Source organism: Microbacterium sp. 2RAF4 (genome assembly GCF_052115285.1).
Classification (GTDB): domain Bacteria; phylum Actinomycetota; class Actinomycetes; order Actinomycetales; family Microbacteriaceae; genus Microbacterium; species Microbacterium oxydans.
The window spans coordinates 667789-683837 of the sequence record NZ_JBFRGI010000001.1 but is presented as its reverse complement, the minus strand read 5'-3'; the positions used below and the strand labels follow the sequence as shown (position 1 = coordinate 683837).

The following is a 16049-nucleotide window of genomic DNA, read 5'->3' as shown; positions in this document are numbered from 1 at the left end:
GGCTCTTTCCGTGCTGCGGCCTCAGAAGATCATGCCGATGACCTCGCCGAGGAGGTCGAGGCCGCGCAGCTGCGCGAGGAGGATCACGACGGCGTACGCGAGGATCGTGGCGAGCGGGACCCAGGCCATCAGCCGATTCGCGCGCTCCTGCACCTTCTCGTTGCGGGTGAAGCTGCCGTTTCGAGTCAGGTGCAGCATGGTGGCGAAGAAGGTCGGGATGGTGACGGACCAGGTGAGCATGCACCACGGGCAGAGCACGCCGAGGTTGGGGGCGTAGATGCTCTGCCAGATCAGCCAGCAGACGAGGCCGAACGCGAAGGTCACGCCGGCGCCGAAGGTCAGCCAGAACCACCGGGGGAACCGTGAACCGGCGAGCAGTGCGACGCCGACGAAGAGGGGCGCCATCCACCCGGCGATACCCAGGATCGGGTTCGGGAAGCCGAAGACCTCTCCCTGCCACGACTCGAGGTTCTTCCCGCACTGGATCATCACGCTGACGTTGCAGCTCAGCACGGCGTCGGGATTGGCCGCGAGCACGAACTTCTCGACCGTCAACTGGAAGGCGGCGAACCAGCCCACCACACTCGCGATGATCAGCCAGACGGCGTAGACGACGGGGCGGGTGCGCTGCTCGCTCATACTGGGGATTATCCCAGCGACTGCTATGGATGGGGCGAGAACAGGCCAGACAAAACTCGCTGCGAACGACGGGATGCCGCGAACCGACCCACTTGGTGCGATAATGGCCTGTGATGCGATGAACGGCGTTTGCCGCGACACGCGTCGAGAAGACTTCGGGGTCCAATGCCCCACGCGATCAGAGCCATGAGCCGGTCGCAGACCGAGTGAGTTCGCGGAACCCGCGGGTACCGCATGAGATTTCACGGGGCACCGAGTGTCCCGTGCAGGGAGTAAGCCAGAGATGGCCGATGAGAACAATGACAACAACGCCCCCACCCTCGACTTCCCGGCTGACGCCGCGGGAGAGCTGACGGAGCCCACCGCTCCGGATGTCGATGCCCCTGCAGAGGCGTCGATCGAGGGTGACGAGAACTCCGACGCCGCTGAACGGGCCGAGGACGCCGCTGCCGATGCTGTCGCCGCCGGCTACGCCGCGGCGGACGATGCCGCGGCTGCTGCCGACGATGCCGCTGCTGCGGCCGATTCCGTCGCCGACGCCGTAGCCGAGGCGGAAGCCGAAGCTGCCGCTGACACGGAAGCGGCTGCCGAGGCCCAGGCTGCTGCCGAGGCGCTCGAGGTGCCGGAGGGGGAGTCCGCCGTCGCGGAGAAGCCCTCGGAAGACGGAGTCGTCGAGGAAGCCACCGCAGAGGAGTCGGTCGCGCAGTCGACGACCGCCGTCGAGGCGATCATCACCGAGGAGGAGGCTCCGGCCGCTCCCGAAGCTCCGGGTCCGGTGACGGCCGTGTCGCTCGGTCTGCTTCCCGAGGTATTCGTCTCGCAGGTCTCCACACAGCTGCACTTCTACGCGCCTGAGATCGTCCCGCTCCCCGCACAGCCGGGGCGCGAGCGCATCTTCGACCGGATCGCCGAGCGCGAGCAGTCGCAGGACGAGCCCGCGGGTCGCGGCCGCGGCCGTCGCCGCCGTGGCGGTTCCGAGGGAGACGACCAGCGCGAAGAGCCGCGTCAGCGTCAGCGCGTCGTCGAGTACATCACCGAGCCGAAGGCCATCAAGGGATCCACCCGCCTCGAGGCGAAGAAGCAGCGTCGCCGGGACGGGCGTGACGCCGGTCGTCGTCGCCCCGTCGTGACCGAGGCCGAGTTCCTCGCACGCCGTGAATCCGTCGATCGGAAGATGGTCGTGCGCTCGAAGAACGGCCGCACCCAGATCGGTGTCCTCGAGGACGGCGTGCTCGTCGAGCACTACGTCGCCCGCAATCAGGACGCATCGCTCATCGGAAACGTGTACCTCGGCCGCGTGCAGAACGTCCTGCCGAGCATGGAGGCCGCGTTCGTCGACATCGGTCGTGGACGCAACGCCGTGCTGTACTCCGGCGAGGTCGACTGGGACGGCGTCGAGACGGGCAACCAGCCGCGCCGCATCGAACTGGCGCTCAAGCCCGGCGATCGCGTGCTCGTTCAGGTCACCAAGGACCCGGTCGGACACAAGGGTGCCCGCCTGACGAGCCAGATCTCCCTGCCCGGCCGCTACCTGGTGTACGTGCCAGGCGGGTCGATGAACGGCATCAGCCGCAAGCTCCCCGACAACGAGCGGGCGAGGCTCAAGCGCATCCTCAAGGAGGTGCTGCCCGAGTCGTCCGGCGTGATCGTCCGTACCGCGGCCGAGGGCGCCACCGAGGACCAGCTCACGCGTGACGTGCAGCGTCTCACCTCGCAGTGGGAGCACATCCAGAAGCAGGTCGAGAACCAGCAGGCGCCCGCGCTCCTGCACGCGGAGCCCGACCTGCTCGTGAAGATCGTCCGCGACGTCTTCAACGAGGACTTCACCAAGATGCTCATCCAGGGCGAGGATGCGCAGCAGACCATCCGTGCCTACCTGGAGAGCGTGGCTCCCGATCTGCTGGAGCGCGTCGAGGCCTATGAGGACGAGACCGATCCGTTCGATGCGTTCCGCATCACGGAGCAGATCGAGAAGGCCCTCGACCGCAAGGTGTGGCTGCCCTCCGGTGGCTCGCTCGTGATCGACCGCACCGAGGCCATGACGGTCGTCGACGTCAACACCGGCAAGTTCGTCGGCTCGGGGGGAAACCTCGAGGAGACGGTCACCAAGAACAACCTCGAGGCAGCGGAGGAGATCGTCCGCCAGCTGCGCCTGCGCGACATCGGCGGCATCATCGTCGTCGACTTCATCGACATGGTCCTGGAGTCGAACCGCGATCTCGTGCTGCGGCGCCTGATCGAATGCCTGAGCCGCGACCGGACCAAGCACCAGGTCGCCGAGGTCACCTCGCTCGGGCTCGTGCAGATGACGCGCAAGAAGCTGGGGCTCGGCCTGCTCGAGACGTTCAGCGAGGCCTGCGAGGTCTGCGCCGGGCGCGGCGTCATCGTGCACCACGATCCGGTCGTGAAGCACCGCGCCAACGGCAACAACAACGGCGGCAACGGCGGCAACGGGCAGAGCGGGCGTCGTCAGCGCGGCGGCGGTGGCAACGGGAACGGTCAGAACCAGAGCGCTCCGGCTGCCTCCGCGGTCACCCACAGCATCACGGAGGGTGCGAAGTCGGCCCTCGCGCAGATCGCCGCCTCCACCATCGCTCCGGCGGCGGAGGGGGCACCGGGAGCCGAGGCCGCCGACGTCGCATCGGAAGCGCCGGCAGCCGCCGATCGTCCGAAGAAGGCTCGCAAGAAGCGAGGCGGCGACCGCAAGGGCCCGAAGTCTCCCGCCGAAGCGCTGCTCGACTCCGTCCTCGACGCTCTCCCGGAGCCGAAGGCGCCGGGTCAGGGGCGAGGACGTCGTCGGGTGAGCACCGCGGCGCTCACCGGCACGCCCGTCTCGGTGAACAACGAGCCGTCAGCGCCGGTCGCGGCTGCGGACTCGGAGTCCTGAGGCGATCAGTCGGCGCACCAGCTCCTTGCCCGCGACATGCTGGGCGCCGGCGGCGACGAGCCGGGGGATGATGTCCTCCGGCACGTCGTAGTGGTCGAGGTCGAAAGCGCGTGCGGCGACGTCGTTCTCGCGTGCGAACGCGTGGAGCTCGTCGAGGCTCTCGTCGCTCACGAGGTGCGCCCACAGGCGTCCGTGGGCGGGCCAGAGCGGGTCGTCGACGAGTACGGTCACGCTTTCAGCCTATGTCCGCGCCGGTGGGGCAGGGGCTGATGGAGCGCACCGCGGTGTGCGGATCCACCTCGCTTTGCGACACCGACCCGCATCCGGTAAAGTAGTCCCTTGGTGCGTATGCCGCGTCGTCCTCGTCGGTCGAAGCGGAGAGCCTTGCGTTCGCGCCCGCCGTTCCACGGTGCATGCAAGCAACAGTCTTCCCGTGAGATCTCGGAGCCGCGAGCTCCCCAACGAAACAGGTATGAAGTGGTTTACGCAGTAGTGCGCGCCGGTGGGCGGCAGGAGAAGGTCGAGGTCGGCACGATCGTTCAGCTCGACCGTGTCAAGGCTGCCCAGGGCGAGAAGATCGAGCTGGCCGCTGTGCTGCTCGTCGACGGCGCCACGGTGACCACCGACGCTGACTCGCTGGCCAAGGTCAAGGTCACGGCTGAGGTCATCGGCAACCTCCGCGGCCCGAAGATCATCATCCAGAAGTACAAGAACAAGACCGGCTACAAGAAGCGCCAGGGCCACCGTCAGGAGCTCACGCGCGTCAAGATCACCGGCATCAAGTAAGCCAGAGGGGACTAGGACATGGCACATAAAAAGGGCGCAAGCTCAACCCGTAACGGTCGTGACTCCAACGCTCAGCGCCTCGGCGTGAAGCGCTTCGGCGGTCAGCAGGTCCTCGCCGGCGAGATCATCGTCCGTCAGCGCGGCACGCACTTCCACCCCGGCGTCAACGTCGGCCGTGGCGGCGACGACACGCTGTTCGCTCTGGCCGCCGGTGCGGTCCAGTTCGGCGCGAAGGGCGGCCGCAAGGTCGTCAACATCGTCGCTGCAGCTGAGTGATCACAGCGCGACACTAGTTATCCGGTTCGGGGCGGGCTTCGGCTCGCCCCGTCCGTGTATCTGCCCACCGAAACACCACTCACATACAGGGGAATCCGCACATGGTCACGTTCGTCGACACCGTCACACTGCACCTGCGTGCGGGTAAGGGCGGCAACGGCTGCGTTTCCGTGCACCGCGAGAAGTTCAAGCCGCTGGGCGGTCCCGACGGAGGCAACGGCGGCGACGGCGGAGACGTCGTCCTCGTGGCGGACCCGCAGACCGGAACGCTGCTGTCGTACCATCACTCGCCGCACCGGTCCTCCGGCAACGGCGGTCCCGGCATGGGCGATCATCGTTCCGGCTTCCTCGGTGAGACGCTCGAACTCCCCGTGCCGGTCGGCACCGTGGTGAAGAACACCGCGGGTGAAGTCCTCATCGACATGATCATCCCCGGCGAGCGATTCGTCGTCGCGAAGGGCGGGATGGGTGGGCTCGGCAACGCCGCTCTCGCCACCCCCAAGCGCAAAGCACCGGGCTTCGCCCTGCTCGGCACGCCCGGCTACGAGGGCGACGTGGTCCTCGAGCTCAAGACGGTCGCCGATATCGCTCTCGTCGGTTATCCGTCCGCCGGCAAGTCGAGCCTGATCGGCGCGATCTCGGCCGCGCGGCCCAAGATCGCCGACTACCCCTTCACGACCCTGCACCCGAACCTCGGCGTCGTTCAGCAGGGCGACTTCCGGTACACCGTCGCGGACGTTCCCGGTCTCATCGAGGGCGCCAGCGAGGGCCGTGGGCTCGGTCTCGAGTTCCTCCGCCACGTCGAGCGCTGCTCCGCACTGCTGCACGTGCTCGACTGCGCGACTCTCGAGCCCGGGCGCGATCCCATCTCCGATCTCGACGTCATCCTCGCGGAGCTCGGCGCGTACGAGGTCCCCGAGGGACAGACTCCGCTGCTGGAGCGCCCGCAGCTCATCGCGCTGAACAAGATCGATGTCCCGGAGGCGCGCGACCTCGCCGACCTCGTCCGCCCCGATCTCGAAGCTCGTGGGTTCCGCGTGTTCGAGATCTCCACCGTTTCGCACGAGGGGCTGCGCCCGCTCACCTTCGCGCTGGGTGAGCTGGTCGAGAAGGCCCGCGCCGAAGCGGCGCTCGAGACACCGCCGGAGCGCGTCGTGATCCGCCCGCGTGGTTCCAAGAAGGACTTCACCATCCGGGTCGAGGGCGGCACCTACGGCAACGTGTACCGCATCCTGGGCGAGAAGCCGGTCCGCTGGGTGCAGCAGACCGACTTCCAGAACGAGGAGGCCGTGGGCTACCTCGCGGATCGGCTCGAGAAGCTCGGCGTAGAGGACGAGTTGTTCCGACTCGGCGCCGTGCAGGGGTCGACCGTCGTGATCGGCGAGGGCGACAGCATCGTGTTCGACTGGGAGCCCACCATGACGTCCGCCGCCGAGGCGATGGCCGCGCCTCGCGGAACCGACCCGCGTCTGGCTCCGAACGCACGCCGGACCACCTCCGAGCGCCGTGAACAGTACTACGAGCGCATGGACGCGAAGGCCGAAGCCCGCGCAGAGGTGGAGACGCAGCGTCTCGCGGCGTACCGCGAGGACGGCGAGTGACAGCACACACCCGCGCGGATCTCGCCACCGCGTCCCGCATCGTCGTCAAGGTCGGGTCGTCCTCGATCAGCGGGGACTCCTCATGGCGGATCCCCGTCATCGTCGAGGCCCTGGCTGCGGCGCACGAACGGGGGATCGAGGTCGTGCTGGTGTCGTCGGGTGCCATCGCCTCCGGCATCCCCTTCCTGAGGCTGGATGCTCGTCCGACCGACCTCGCGACGCAGCAGGCCGCGGCGGCCGTCGGCCAGAACATCCTGATGTACCGCTATCAGGAGTCTCTGCGTCCGTTCGACATCGTCGCCGGCCAGGTGCTCCTGACGACCGGTGACCTCGAGAACCCGACGTCGCGTTCCAACGCCCGTCGCGCGATGGAGCGCCTGCTCGGCCTGCGCACGCTGCCGATCGTCAACGAGAACGACACGGTCGCGACACAGGAGATCCGCTTCGGAGACAACGACCGGCTCGGTGCGCTGGTCGCTCAGCTGATCGAAGCGGATGCCCTCATCCTGCTCAGCGACATCGAGTCGCTGTACACGAAGCCTCCGACCGATCCCGGAGCCGAGCCGATCGACGTGGTCGCGCCGAACGCCGATCTCACCGGCCTGGAGTTCGGGGCGACCGTCGTCAACAGCGTGGGCACCGGGGGAGCGGCGACCAAGGTCTCCGCCGCCCGTCTCGCCGCGGCGTCTGGCATCGGTGTGCTGGTCACCAGCGCCGACCTCGTGGCGCAGGCCCTGGCCGGCGCCGAAATAGGGACCTGGTTCGAGCCGGCCACCTCATAAACTGGGCGGATGACCGACCAGACCCCGCAGGTGCGCTTGGAGCGCGCCAAAGAGGCCTCTCGCGCCACAGCTGCTCTCACGAGCGATGAGAAGGCGCGAGTGCTCGAAGCGATCGCTGTGGCGCTGAGCGATTCCGCTGCGCAGATCATCGAGGCGAACGGTCGTGACATCGCCCGCGGACGCGCCGAGGGCATCGGGGAGTCGCTCATCGATCGGCTGCGTCTCGACGAGAAGCGTGTGGCGGCACTGGCGGCCGCGGTGCGCGAGGTGGCCGCTCTCGGAGACCCGGTCGGACGCGTCGTCGGCGGCCATCGGATGCCCAACGGTGTCGCCCTCGAACAGGTGCGCGTGCCTTTCGGAGTGGTCGGCGCGATCTACGAGGCCCGACCCAACGTGACGGTCGACATCGCCGCTCTCGCGCTGCAGTCGGGCAACGCCGTCGTGCTGCGTGGGGGGAGTGCCGCTCGTGAGTCGAACACCGTGCTCGTCGACGTGATGCGGCGCGCGGTGGAGGGCGCGGGGCTCACAGCCGAGGCGATCCAGACGGTGGACGACTTCGGCCGGGACGGCGCGAAGGCGCTCATGCACGGGCGGGGGTTCATCGACGTCCTGGTGCCGCGGGGGAGTGCCGGCCTCATCGAGACCGTCGTCACCGAATCGACGGTGCCCGTCATCGAGACAGGGGCAGGCAACGTCCACATCTTCCTGGATGAGACCGCCCCGGACGACTGGGCGAGCGACATCGTCGTGAACGCCAAGGTGCAGCGGCCGAGCGTGTGCAACGCGGTGGAGACCGTGCTCGTGCATCGTCAGGCGGCACCGCGTCTGATCCCGCTGGTGGCAAGCGCGCTGCAGAGTGAGGGCGTCGCGATCCACGGCGACGACATGGTCGTCGGCCTCATGTCGAACGTGATCCCCGCCACCGAGGAGGACTGGGAGTCCGAGTACCTCAGCCTCGACATCGCGATCAAGGTCGTCGAGTCCCTGGATGAGGCGCTCGACCACATCCGTCGCTACAGCACGGGTCACACGGAGTCGATCATCACCACCGATACGCGCAATGCGGAGCGCTTCCTGGCCGAGGTGGATTCCGCCGTCGTGATGGTGAACACGTCGACCCGCTTCACGGACGGCGGCGAGTTCGGCTTCGGCGCGGAGGTCGGCATCTCTACCCAGAAGCTGCACGCGCGAGGACCGATGGGCGTGGCAGAGCTGACCAGCACGAAATGGCTGGCGCGTGGGTCGGGGCAGACCCGCGGCTGAGGGCTAGACTGGGGGACGCTGTACCTCACAGGATCCCGAACAGCACGCCACGAAACGGAGTCAGGATGAACCTCGTCGCACAGATCGCGATGGCCGCTGCCGAAACCGAGCACCACGGCAACGTCGCGCTCGAAACGGTGATCTTCGGAGCCATCGCTGCGGTCGTGTTCGCCTTCCTCGGGCTGGTGACCTTCTCGTACAAGAACGTCGCCAACCGCCACTCGGCCAAGGCCGAGGCCTGGGCCGCACAGCACGGCAAGGACGGCCACGAGGCGGGACACGGCCACTAGGCCCCCATGAACGACGCTGCGACCACGCGCCCCCCGCGCATAGGTGTGATGGGTGGCACGTTCGACCCCATCCATCATGGCCACCTGGTCGCAGCCAGCGAGGTGGCGAACTCCTTCGGCCTCGACGAGGTGGTGTTCGTTCCGACCGGCCACCCGTGGCAGAAGTCGGGCGTCTCTCCGAGCGAGCATCGCTACCTGATGACGGTGATCGCCACCGCGTCGAACCCGCAGTTCACGGTGAGCCGGGTCGACATCGACCGTGAGGGGCCCACCTACACGATCGACACGCTGCGCGATCTGAAGCGCGATCGTCCGGATGCGGACCTCTTCTTCATCACCGGAGCCGACGCCGTAGCGCAAATTCTCAGTTGGAGGGACCATGATGAGTTGTGGGAGTTGGCCCACTTCGTCGCGGTCTCGCGCCCGGGACATGTCCTGAGCACCGACGGCCTCCCGAGCGACAACGTCAGTCAACTGGAAGTGCCGGCGCTGTCGATCTCGTCGACGGACTGCCGTGAACGCGTTCGCGACGATCAGCCGGTCTGGTATCTGGTCCCTGATGGGGTCGTTCAGTACATAGCGAAGCATCATCTGTATCGGAGCAAGGCATGAGTACATCGGATCGCCAGGAGCAGGGTCCGCTGACGCGCAAGCAGCTGCGGGAGATCCGTCTGACGGGTTCGACCCCCGTCATCACCAGCGAGGAGGCCGCCGCCGCGGCGGAAGCCGCGCCCCCCGCGCCGCCGCTGCCTCGGGCTGCCGACCCCGTGGAGGTCGCGCCGGCACCGGTCGTCGACGCCGCGAACGGTGACGCACCGCTCACGCGTCGTCAGGTGCGCGAGCTCGAGAAGGTCCGCACGGCCTCCGTGCCCGTGGTCACACCGGACGAGGCCTCGGAAGACGGCGTCGCTGCTGCCGGCGACCGGGAGGCAGAGCAGTCCGCCGAGGCGAGCCCCGCCGACGCCGCTGTCGCGCCCGCGGAGATCGTGTCGGGTGTCCCTGACTTCGCCCGCAACGAAGAGCCCGGCGATGCCGATGATGATGATGATGACGACGACGTCGCCGTAGAGCCGGTCCGGGCATCGGTCGCCGCAGACGCAGTGGGCGAAGTCCCGCTGGAGACCACAGCGGCGTCGACCGGTGATGAGGACGACGTGGCTGCGGCCCTCGGGCTTCCCGCCGAGGCGGAGGACGCCGGCGAGCAGGATCCCGACGACGTCCTCGCCGATGTCGACGATGCCGGGGATGAGGCCCTCGGCGATGAGCGTCCGACCGTCAACTCCGCTTTCGGCGAGGGGCTGCTCGCAGACGCTCCCGACCCGCATGCGCCGTTCCGTCCGTCCTTCGACGAACTGCTCACGGTCGGCGACTCGACGGGCTCCCAGCACTCCGCGCCGAATGCGCTGATCTTCACACCCTCTGCCGGAGAGGGATCGCTCTCCGGTCCCGTCGCATCGACCGGCGAGATCCTCGTGACGGGGTCGTACGAACTGCCGCAGGGCATGGGTTCGCAGGGCCACGCACTCGGAACCACCGACGGCAAGGATGTCGACGCCGTTCTCATCGACGGCGAGCTTCCCCCCGCGTCGTCGCCTACGCCGATCGCCGCCAGCTCGGCGGTCAGCACCATCAAGCCCGCCGGCGAGGTGATCCGTCCGCCGGCGCCTGAAAAGGGCAACCGGCTGATGATCACGCTGGCGATCGTCGCCGGAGGGCTCGCCCTCGCTGTCGGTGTCGTCGTCATCATCGCCATCACCACGAATGTGTTCTGATGCAATCACCTGAAACCGCCGAAGAGATGCTGCGCCTCGCAGCACAAGCCGCCGTCGACAAGGGCGGCGAGGATCTCGTCGCACTGAACGTCTCCGAGCCGCTTCCGCTCGTCGACATCTTCCTGCTCGTCACCGGAAACAGCGAGCGCAACGTCGCCGCGATCGCCGACGAGATCGAAGACCGCCTGATCGAGTCCGGACACAAGCGCGTCCGCCGAGAGGGCCGGGCGGAAGCTCGCTGGGTGCTGCTCGATTTCGGCGACCTGATCGTGCACGTGTTCCACCAGGAGGAGCGCGTGTACTACGGGCTGGAGCGTCTGTGGAAGGACTGCCCCGTCGTTCCGATCGACGTGGCAGTGCCTGCCGCCACCGACCAGAGCTGACGTGTCCACGCACCTCGTCACCGGTGCGGGTTCCGGCATCGGGTCCGCCCTCGCCCGCCGGCTGCTGGATCGCGGCGATGACGTCGTTGCGCTTGCCCGCGATGCCGGGCGTGCCAGACAGATCGCGGAGACGCTTCCCGGAGCTTCCGTCCTCGTCGGAGACCTCTCACAGCCGGGGCGACTGTCGTGGGCGCTGTCTAAGCAGCAGCTGCCCGACCGGATCGACGCGCTCGTCCACGCCGCCGGCGTCGTCGACCTCGGCGATGTGGCTGATCTCGCTCCCGCACTGTGGGAGCAGCAGCTCGCCGTGAATCTCATCGCCCCTGCCGAGCTCACGCGCCTGCTCCTGCCCGTCCTGCGCGTGTCGCAGGGGCAGATCGTGTTCGTCAACTCGGGAGCGGGCCTCCGCGCGAACGCCGGGTGGTCGGCGTATGCCGCGTCGAAGCACGGTCTCCGCGCGCTTGCCGATGCGCTGCGCGCCGAGGAGTCCGCGCGCGGAGTGCGGGTGACGTCGATCTACCCCGGGCGCACAGCCACCCCCATGCAGGAGCGCGTGCACCAGCAGGAGGGCCAGGACTACGACGCCGAGCGGTTCATCACACCTGACGCCGTCGTCACGACCATCCTGACGGCCCTCGATCTTCCTCGCGATGCGGCGATCACCGACCTCACGGTGCGACCGGGGCGCTGATTCCGCGCTCATGCGCGCTCATGCGCTCATTCGCGTGCGGCGCGCGAGCATGCCCCGGTCGGCGCGTGTCTGGGGAGGAATGGCCGAGAGCAACGACCGGGTGTAGGGGTGCTGTGCGCGAAGGTAGACGTCTTCGGTCTCACCGATCTCGACCATCTCGCCCAGGTACATGACCGCGACGCGGTCGGCGATGTGCCGCACGAGGGAGAGATCGTGCGCGATGAAGACGATCGACATGCCCAGCCGCTCCCGCAGCTCACACAGGAGGTCGATGATCTGCGCGCGGATCGACACATCCAGCGCCGAGACGGGTTCGTCGCACACCAGGACGTCCGGGTCGAGTGCGAGTGCCCGAGCGATGCCGATGCGCTGACGCTGTCCGCCGGAGAACTGGTGCGGGAAGCGCGAACCCATCTCGGCGGTGAGACCGACGAGTTCCAGCAGCTCGGCGACGCGCTCGCGCCTGCTCGACGGCGTTCCCGAGTGCGTCGCGGCGAGGGGTTCAGCGATGATCTGCTGCACGGTCATCCGAGGGTTGAGTGACATGTAGGGGTCCTGGAACACCATCTGCACCCCACGCCGCAGGATCTTCCGATCGCGGAGCCGCCCTCTCGTCACATCCTGGTCGCGGTAGCGCAGGGTTCCCGCATCGGGGGAGTCGAGCCCGACCAGCATCCGCGCCAGAGTCGACTTGCCGCTTCCGGACTCGCCGACGATCGCCAGGATCTCGCCCTGGCGGAGGTCGAGGTCGACGTCGGCTACGGCGGCGACCCGGTGCGCACGGCGCCCGCTTCCCGAACGGAAGGTGCGCTCGAGGCCGCGTCCTTCCAGGATCGGCGGGGTGTCGGTATCCTGCGCCGCCGGGCTCACATCTCGCGGCATCGAGTTGAGCAGCTGCACCGTGTACGAATGCTGCGGCTCGGTGAGCACGACGTCGGCGGATCCCGTTTCGACGATGCGACCCGTGCGCATGACGGCGACCTGATCCGCGACCTCCATCACGACACCGAGGTCGTGCGTGATGAGCAGGATCCCCATTCCGAGTCGATCACGCAGGGAGAGCAGCAGATCGAGGATCTGGGCCTGCACCGTCACATCGAGCGCGGTCGTCGGCTCATCCGCGATGATGAGATCAGGGTCCAGCGCGATCGCCATGGCGATCAGGATGCGCTGGCGCTGGCCGCCGGAGAACTGGTGCGGGTAATCGTGCACGCGCTTGTCGGGGGTGGGGATACCGACGAGGGCCAGCAGCTCGACCGCACGCGCCTGGGCTGCGCTCCGGCCGATGCTGCGGTGAGCACGGATCAGATCGATGATCTGATCGCCGATGCTGAGAACCGGATTCAACGCGGAAAGGGCGTCCTGCATGACCAGGCTGACGTGCACACCCCGCAGGCGCCTGTGCTGTTCGGCGGAGAGGGAGAGGAGATCGGTCCCGCTGAGCGTCAGGGTGTCCGCCTCCACATCCCCGTTGTCGATGAGGCCCATGATCGCGCGCGCGGTCATGGACTTTCCTGATCCGGACTCGCCCAGCAGTGCGAAGACCTCGCCCCGGCGCACGGTGATGTCGATGCCATCGACCACGCGGTTGCGCCGGCCTCCGCCGGTGAGGGTGACGGTGAGTCCCTTGACGTCCAGGACGACGGTGTTCCGGGGGGCGGGTGCGTTCTCCATGGGTGCCATCATGCCAGCTTCCAGCCTCTGAATTGTTTCGAACAGGAAACATTTCGTCTGGAAATAATCACAGCAGTTGACATCTGTGCCGAAATCCTCCAGATTCGAGGAAACTCCCGCTTGGTGACCGAGTGGGACACCCGCATCATCGAAACGAAGGAGCGCATCCGTGCTCGAACAAGCTGGCCGGTACACCGGCTACACCGCGTACGACTATCTGGAAGCCGGCAAGGACTACCGCGAATTCCGCTACGCCAAGCAGATCGGCCGCGTCCCGGCTTACGATCTCGGCCTGAGCGATGCGCAGCGCGAACGCACCGAGCGCCTGCTCCGCGAGGAGACCGTGATCTCCCTGCACGAGCACGTGCAGGTCTTCCCCGAGGACATGGGCGAGCTGCGCGACCACATCCGCCAGGGTCGCGAACCCACCGGCTACCAGGGTCTCGCCCGTTCCGGACTCACGGCCGTGTTCGACAACGGCATGGACGGCACCTGCTGCATCTCGAGCGACGCCGGGTGGAAGTACCAGGACGTGCTGTTCGACCTCGGTGTTCGCATGGCCGACCTCGCGCACCAGGACTTCGTGATCAAGGCCGAGTCGATCAAGGACATCCGCCACGCGGCGGAGACCGGCCGAGTCGCGCACATCTTCGCGCTCGAGGCCTCGACCATGATCGAGAACGAGGTCGACCGCCTCGACGTGCTGTACGGCTTCGGCGTGCGTCAGATGGGCATCGCCTACTCCGAGGCCAACATGCTCGGAGGCGGACTGAAGGAGCGGGGCGACGGCGGACTGACGTACTTCGGCGAGCGCGCGGTCGAGCGGATGAACAAGCTCGGCATCGCGATCGACATCTCCCACTCCGGGGACCAGACGTGCCTCGATGTGATCGCCCACTCGACGAAGCCGGTGTTCATCACGCACGCCGGTGCTCGTGGGCTGTGGCCGACCAACCGCATGAAGACCGACGAGACGATCATCGAGTGCGCCAAGCGCGGCGGTGTGATCGGCATCGAGGCGGCTCCGCACACCACCATCTCGCCCCAGCACCCGAAGCACTCGCTGGAGTCGGTGATGGATCACTTCCAGTACTGCGTCGACCTGGTGGGCCTGGAGCATGTGAGCTTCGGACCGGACACGCTGTTCGGGGACCACGTCGGCCTGCACGACGCGTTCTCGTCGAACCTGTCGCTGGGGCAGGCGCACGCCAACGTCGACTACGAGAAGCAGCCGTACGTCGACGGCATCGAGAACCCGGCCGAAGCCTTCTACAACATCATCGGCTGGCTCGTGAAGCACGACTACTCCGACGACGAGATTCGCGCCGTCGTCGGAGGGAACACCATGCGCGTACTCGAGGAGGTCTGGGTCTGATGAAGTACAGCAAGTTCCTCGCCCTCGGTGCGGCCGCGGCTCTCGCCGTCGGTCTCGCCGCGTGCGCCCCGTCCGCGCCGGAACCGGGGGAGTCCTCCGGCTCCACCGGTCCGAGCGACGAGACGATCAGCATCGGCACGACGACGGATGTCGTGAACTTCAACCCGGTGCTCGGCAACAGCAGGACGGATTCGTGGATCACGAACCTGATGTACCCGCACCTGCTGAGCATCAGCGACGACGGCAGCAAGGAAGCCCACGTGGCCACGGATTGGGGCTACGTGGATGACACCACGGGCTTCTACGAGATCCGTGACGACCTCACCTGGAGCGACGGTGAGCCCCTCACCGCCGAAGACGTGGCGTGGACCCTGAACGCGGTCAAGCGCGATCAGGCCCCCGGCACGTTCTACGGACAGCTCGGCAACCTCGACACCGCGACAGCCGTGTCGGACACCCGTGTCGAGCTCACCCTCACCCAGCCCGACTCGTCCATCGTCGAGGAGATCGGGTTCTGGGGCGTCGTCGTCCCGCAGCACGTCTTCGAGCCGAAGGGATCGATCGCCGAGTTCGCGAACGACGGCAGCGACGGGGGATGGGTGGGCATGGGCCCGTTCATCATGAGCGACTTCCAGGTGGGTCAGCACTACACGCTGAAGCGCGTCGAGGACTACCCGCTCGTCAAGGGCGGCGTCCCCGGACCCGCCGAGGTCGTGTATCGCGTGTATCCGGACGTGAACACCGAGATCCTGGCACTGCAGAGCGGCGAGATCGATGTGATCGCGAACGCGCTGCCGCCGGCACAGGTCGAGCAGCTCGGCAAGACCGACGGTCTGCAGGTCATCGAGGCTCCGGGACTCGGCTACGCCCACCTGGTCTACAACATGGACAGGCCGGACCTCGCGAAGACCGAGGTCCGTCAGGCACTCGCCCATGCCGTCGACTACGACGCGATCCGCACCGTCGTGCTGCAAGGGCAGGCCGTCTCGACGGGCTCCAGTGCGCTGATGCCGGTGCTCGCGAAGTACTACGACAAGTCGGTCAAGGAGTACGAGTTCGACCCCGAGAAGTCGCGCTCCCTCATGGAGGAGGCCGGCTACGCGGCGGACGCGAGCGGGAAGTTCCCGGTCTCGTTCCGGCTGATCTACTCGCTGCAGGACAGCGTCACCAGCCAGTGGGCCCAGATGGTGAAGGACAGCGCGGCAGAAGCCGGCATCACGATCGAGCTGCAGGGTACCGAGCGCAACACCTACCTCTCCATGACAAGCGAGGGCGACTACGACATCTATGCGGGCAACTTCGCCATCATGGACGACCCGGTGACGAACTTCTCGCTGTCGTATCTCCCCGGCGGGGCGATCAACTACACGCACGTGGACGATCCCGACCTCAACGCCCTGATCGAGGAGGGAATGGTCACCTTCGACCAGGACGAGAAGATCTCGATCATGCGCAACGCGAACAAGATCGTCCATGAGCAGGTCTACGACAACATCATGTACACGCAGAACCTGTTCTTCGCAGCCAGCGACGAGTGGGCCGGCTTCATCGCGAAGCCGAGCGAGCTGCTCTCGATCGTGAACCCGCTCTCGCTCGCGAGCGCGCACCCGGTCGAGTAACAACCACCGAA

16 protein-coding genes are annotated in these 16049 nt (G+C 67.4%); 13 read left to right on the top strand and 3 right to left on the bottom strand.

Annotation, left to right across the window (positions count from 1 at the left end; genetic code table 11):
- Positions 1 to 21: 21 nt before the first annotated feature.
- The gene (locus AB4070_RS03370; RefSeq protein ID WP_441978884.1) at positions 22 to 639 is read right to left on the bottom strand and encodes a vitamin K epoxide reductase family protein; all 618 of its coding nucleotides are present in this window, start codon (positions 637 to 639) and stop codon (positions 22 to 24) included.
- A gap of 283 nt (positions 640 to 922) precedes the next feature.
- Here AB4070_RS03370 and AB4070_RS03365 point away from each other — a divergent pair, with 283 nt between their 5' ends.
- The gene (locus AB4070_RS03365) at positions 923 to 3526 is read left to right on the top strand and encodes an Rne/Rng family ribonuclease (protein ID WP_441978883.1); all 2604 of its coding nucleotides are present in this window, start codon (positions 923 to 925) and stop codon (positions 3524 to 3526) included.
- Here the strand turns inward: AB4070_RS03365 and AB4070_RS03360 are convergent.
- Complete coding sequence (locus AB4070_RS03360) at positions 3491 to 3757, bottom strand: DUF4031 domain-containing protein (protein ID WP_441978882.1); 267 nt, start codon at positions 3755 to 3757, stop codon at positions 3491 to 3493. The genes AB4070_RS03365 and AB4070_RS03360 overlap by 36 nt on opposite strands.
- A 246-nt stretch (positions 3758 to 4003) precedes the next feature.
- Here AB4070_RS03360 and rplU point away from each other — a divergent pair, with 246 nt between their 5' ends.
- From rplU to AB4070_RS03310, 10 genes are all read left to right on the top strand, one after another.
- On the top strand, positions 4004 to 4312 hold the full coding sequence (gene rplU, locus AB4070_RS03355) for a 50S ribosomal protein L21 (RefSeq protein ID WP_028501602.1): 309 nt from the start codon (positions 4004 to 4006) through the stop codon (positions 4310 to 4312).
- A gap of 18 nt (positions 4313 to 4330) precedes the next feature.
- Positions 4331 to 4588 (top strand): 50S ribosomal protein L27, encoded by a 258-nt coding sequence (gene rpmA / locus AB4070_RS03350; protein WP_028501603.1) that lies wholly within the window; start codon positions 4331 to 4333, stop codon positions 4586 to 4588.
- A gap of 101 nt (positions 4589 to 4689) precedes the next feature.
- Positions 4690 to 6189 (top strand): GTPase ObgE, encoded by a 1500-nt coding sequence (gene obgE, locus AB4070_RS03345; RefSeq protein WP_046749240.1) that lies wholly within the window; start codon positions 4690 to 4692, stop codon positions 6187 to 6189.
- Positions 6186 to 6971: a glutamate 5-kinase gene (proB, locus tag AB4070_RS03340; RefSeq protein ID WP_441978881.1), complete on the top strand. Its 786-nt coding sequence runs from the start codon at positions 6186 to 6188 to the stop codon at positions 6969 to 6971. The genes obgE and proB overlap by 4 nt, the downstream gene beginning before the upstream one ends.
- 9 nt (positions 6972 to 6980) lie before the next feature.
- Positions 6981 to 8234, top strand: a complete 1254-nt coding sequence (locus AB4070_RS03335) for a glutamate-5-semialdehyde dehydrogenase (RefSeq protein WP_441978880.1) — start codon at positions 6981 to 6983, stop codon at positions 8232 to 8234.
- A gap of 65 nt (positions 8235 to 8299) precedes the next feature.
- On the top strand, positions 8300 to 8524 hold the full coding sequence (locus tag AB4070_RS03330) for a hypothetical protein (protein ID WP_021198522.1): 225 nt from the start codon (positions 8300 to 8302) through the stop codon (positions 8522 to 8524).
- Positions 8525 to 8530: 6 nt separating this feature from the next.
- Positions 8531 to 9136, top strand: a complete 606-nt coding sequence (nadD, locus tag AB4070_RS03325; protein WP_021198523.1) for a nicotinate-nucleotide adenylyltransferase — start codon at positions 8531 to 8533, stop codon at positions 9134 to 9136.
- A complete protein-coding gene (locus tag AB4070_RS03320; protein WP_441978879.1) occupies positions 9133 to 10296 on the top strand; it encodes a hypothetical protein in 1164 nt (387 codons plus the stop codon). The genes nadD and AB4070_RS03320 overlap by 4 nt, the downstream gene beginning before the upstream one ends.
- A complete protein-coding gene (rsfS, locus tag AB4070_RS03315) occupies positions 10296 to 10679 on the top strand; it encodes a ribosome silencing factor (RefSeq protein WP_441978878.1) in 384 nt (127 codons plus the stop codon). Before AB4070_RS03320 ends, rsfS begins: the two co-directional genes overlap by 1 nt.
- A 1-nt stretch (position 10680) precedes the next feature.
- Positions 10681 to 11370 carry an SDR family oxidoreductase gene (locus AB4070_RS03310; RefSeq protein ID WP_441978877.1) on the top strand — a complete coding sequence of 230 codons (690 nt, stop codon included), beginning with the start codon at positions 10681 to 10683 and terminating at the stop codon, positions 11368 to 11370.
- A gap of 18 nt (positions 11371 to 11388) precedes the next feature.
- Here the strand turns inward: AB4070_RS03310 and AB4070_RS03305 are convergent, their stop codons facing one another.
- Positions 11389 to 13044, bottom strand: coding sequence for a dipeptide ABC transporter ATP-binding protein (locus AB4070_RS03305; RefSeq protein ID WP_441978876.1), 1656 nt, complete (start codon positions 13042 to 13044; stop codon positions 11389 to 11391).
- A 169-nt stretch (positions 13045 to 13213) separates the two neighbouring features.
- Here AB4070_RS03305 and AB4070_RS03300 point away from each other — a divergent pair, with 169 nt between their 5' ends.
- Together AB4070_RS03300 and AB4070_RS03295 are read left to right on the top strand one after the other, a co-directional pair.
- Entirely contained in the window at positions 13214 to 14419 is a 1206-nt protein-coding gene (locus AB4070_RS03300) for a dipeptidase (protein WP_046749234.1), read from the top strand.
- Positions 14419 to 16038 (top strand): ABC transporter substrate-binding protein, encoded by a 1620-nt coding sequence (locus tag AB4070_RS03295; RefSeq protein WP_441978875.1) that lies wholly within the window; start codon positions 14419 to 14421, stop codon positions 16036 to 16038. Before AB4070_RS03300 ends, AB4070_RS03295 begins: the two co-directional genes overlap by 1 nt.
- Positions 16039 to 16049: the final 11 nt, after the last annotated feature.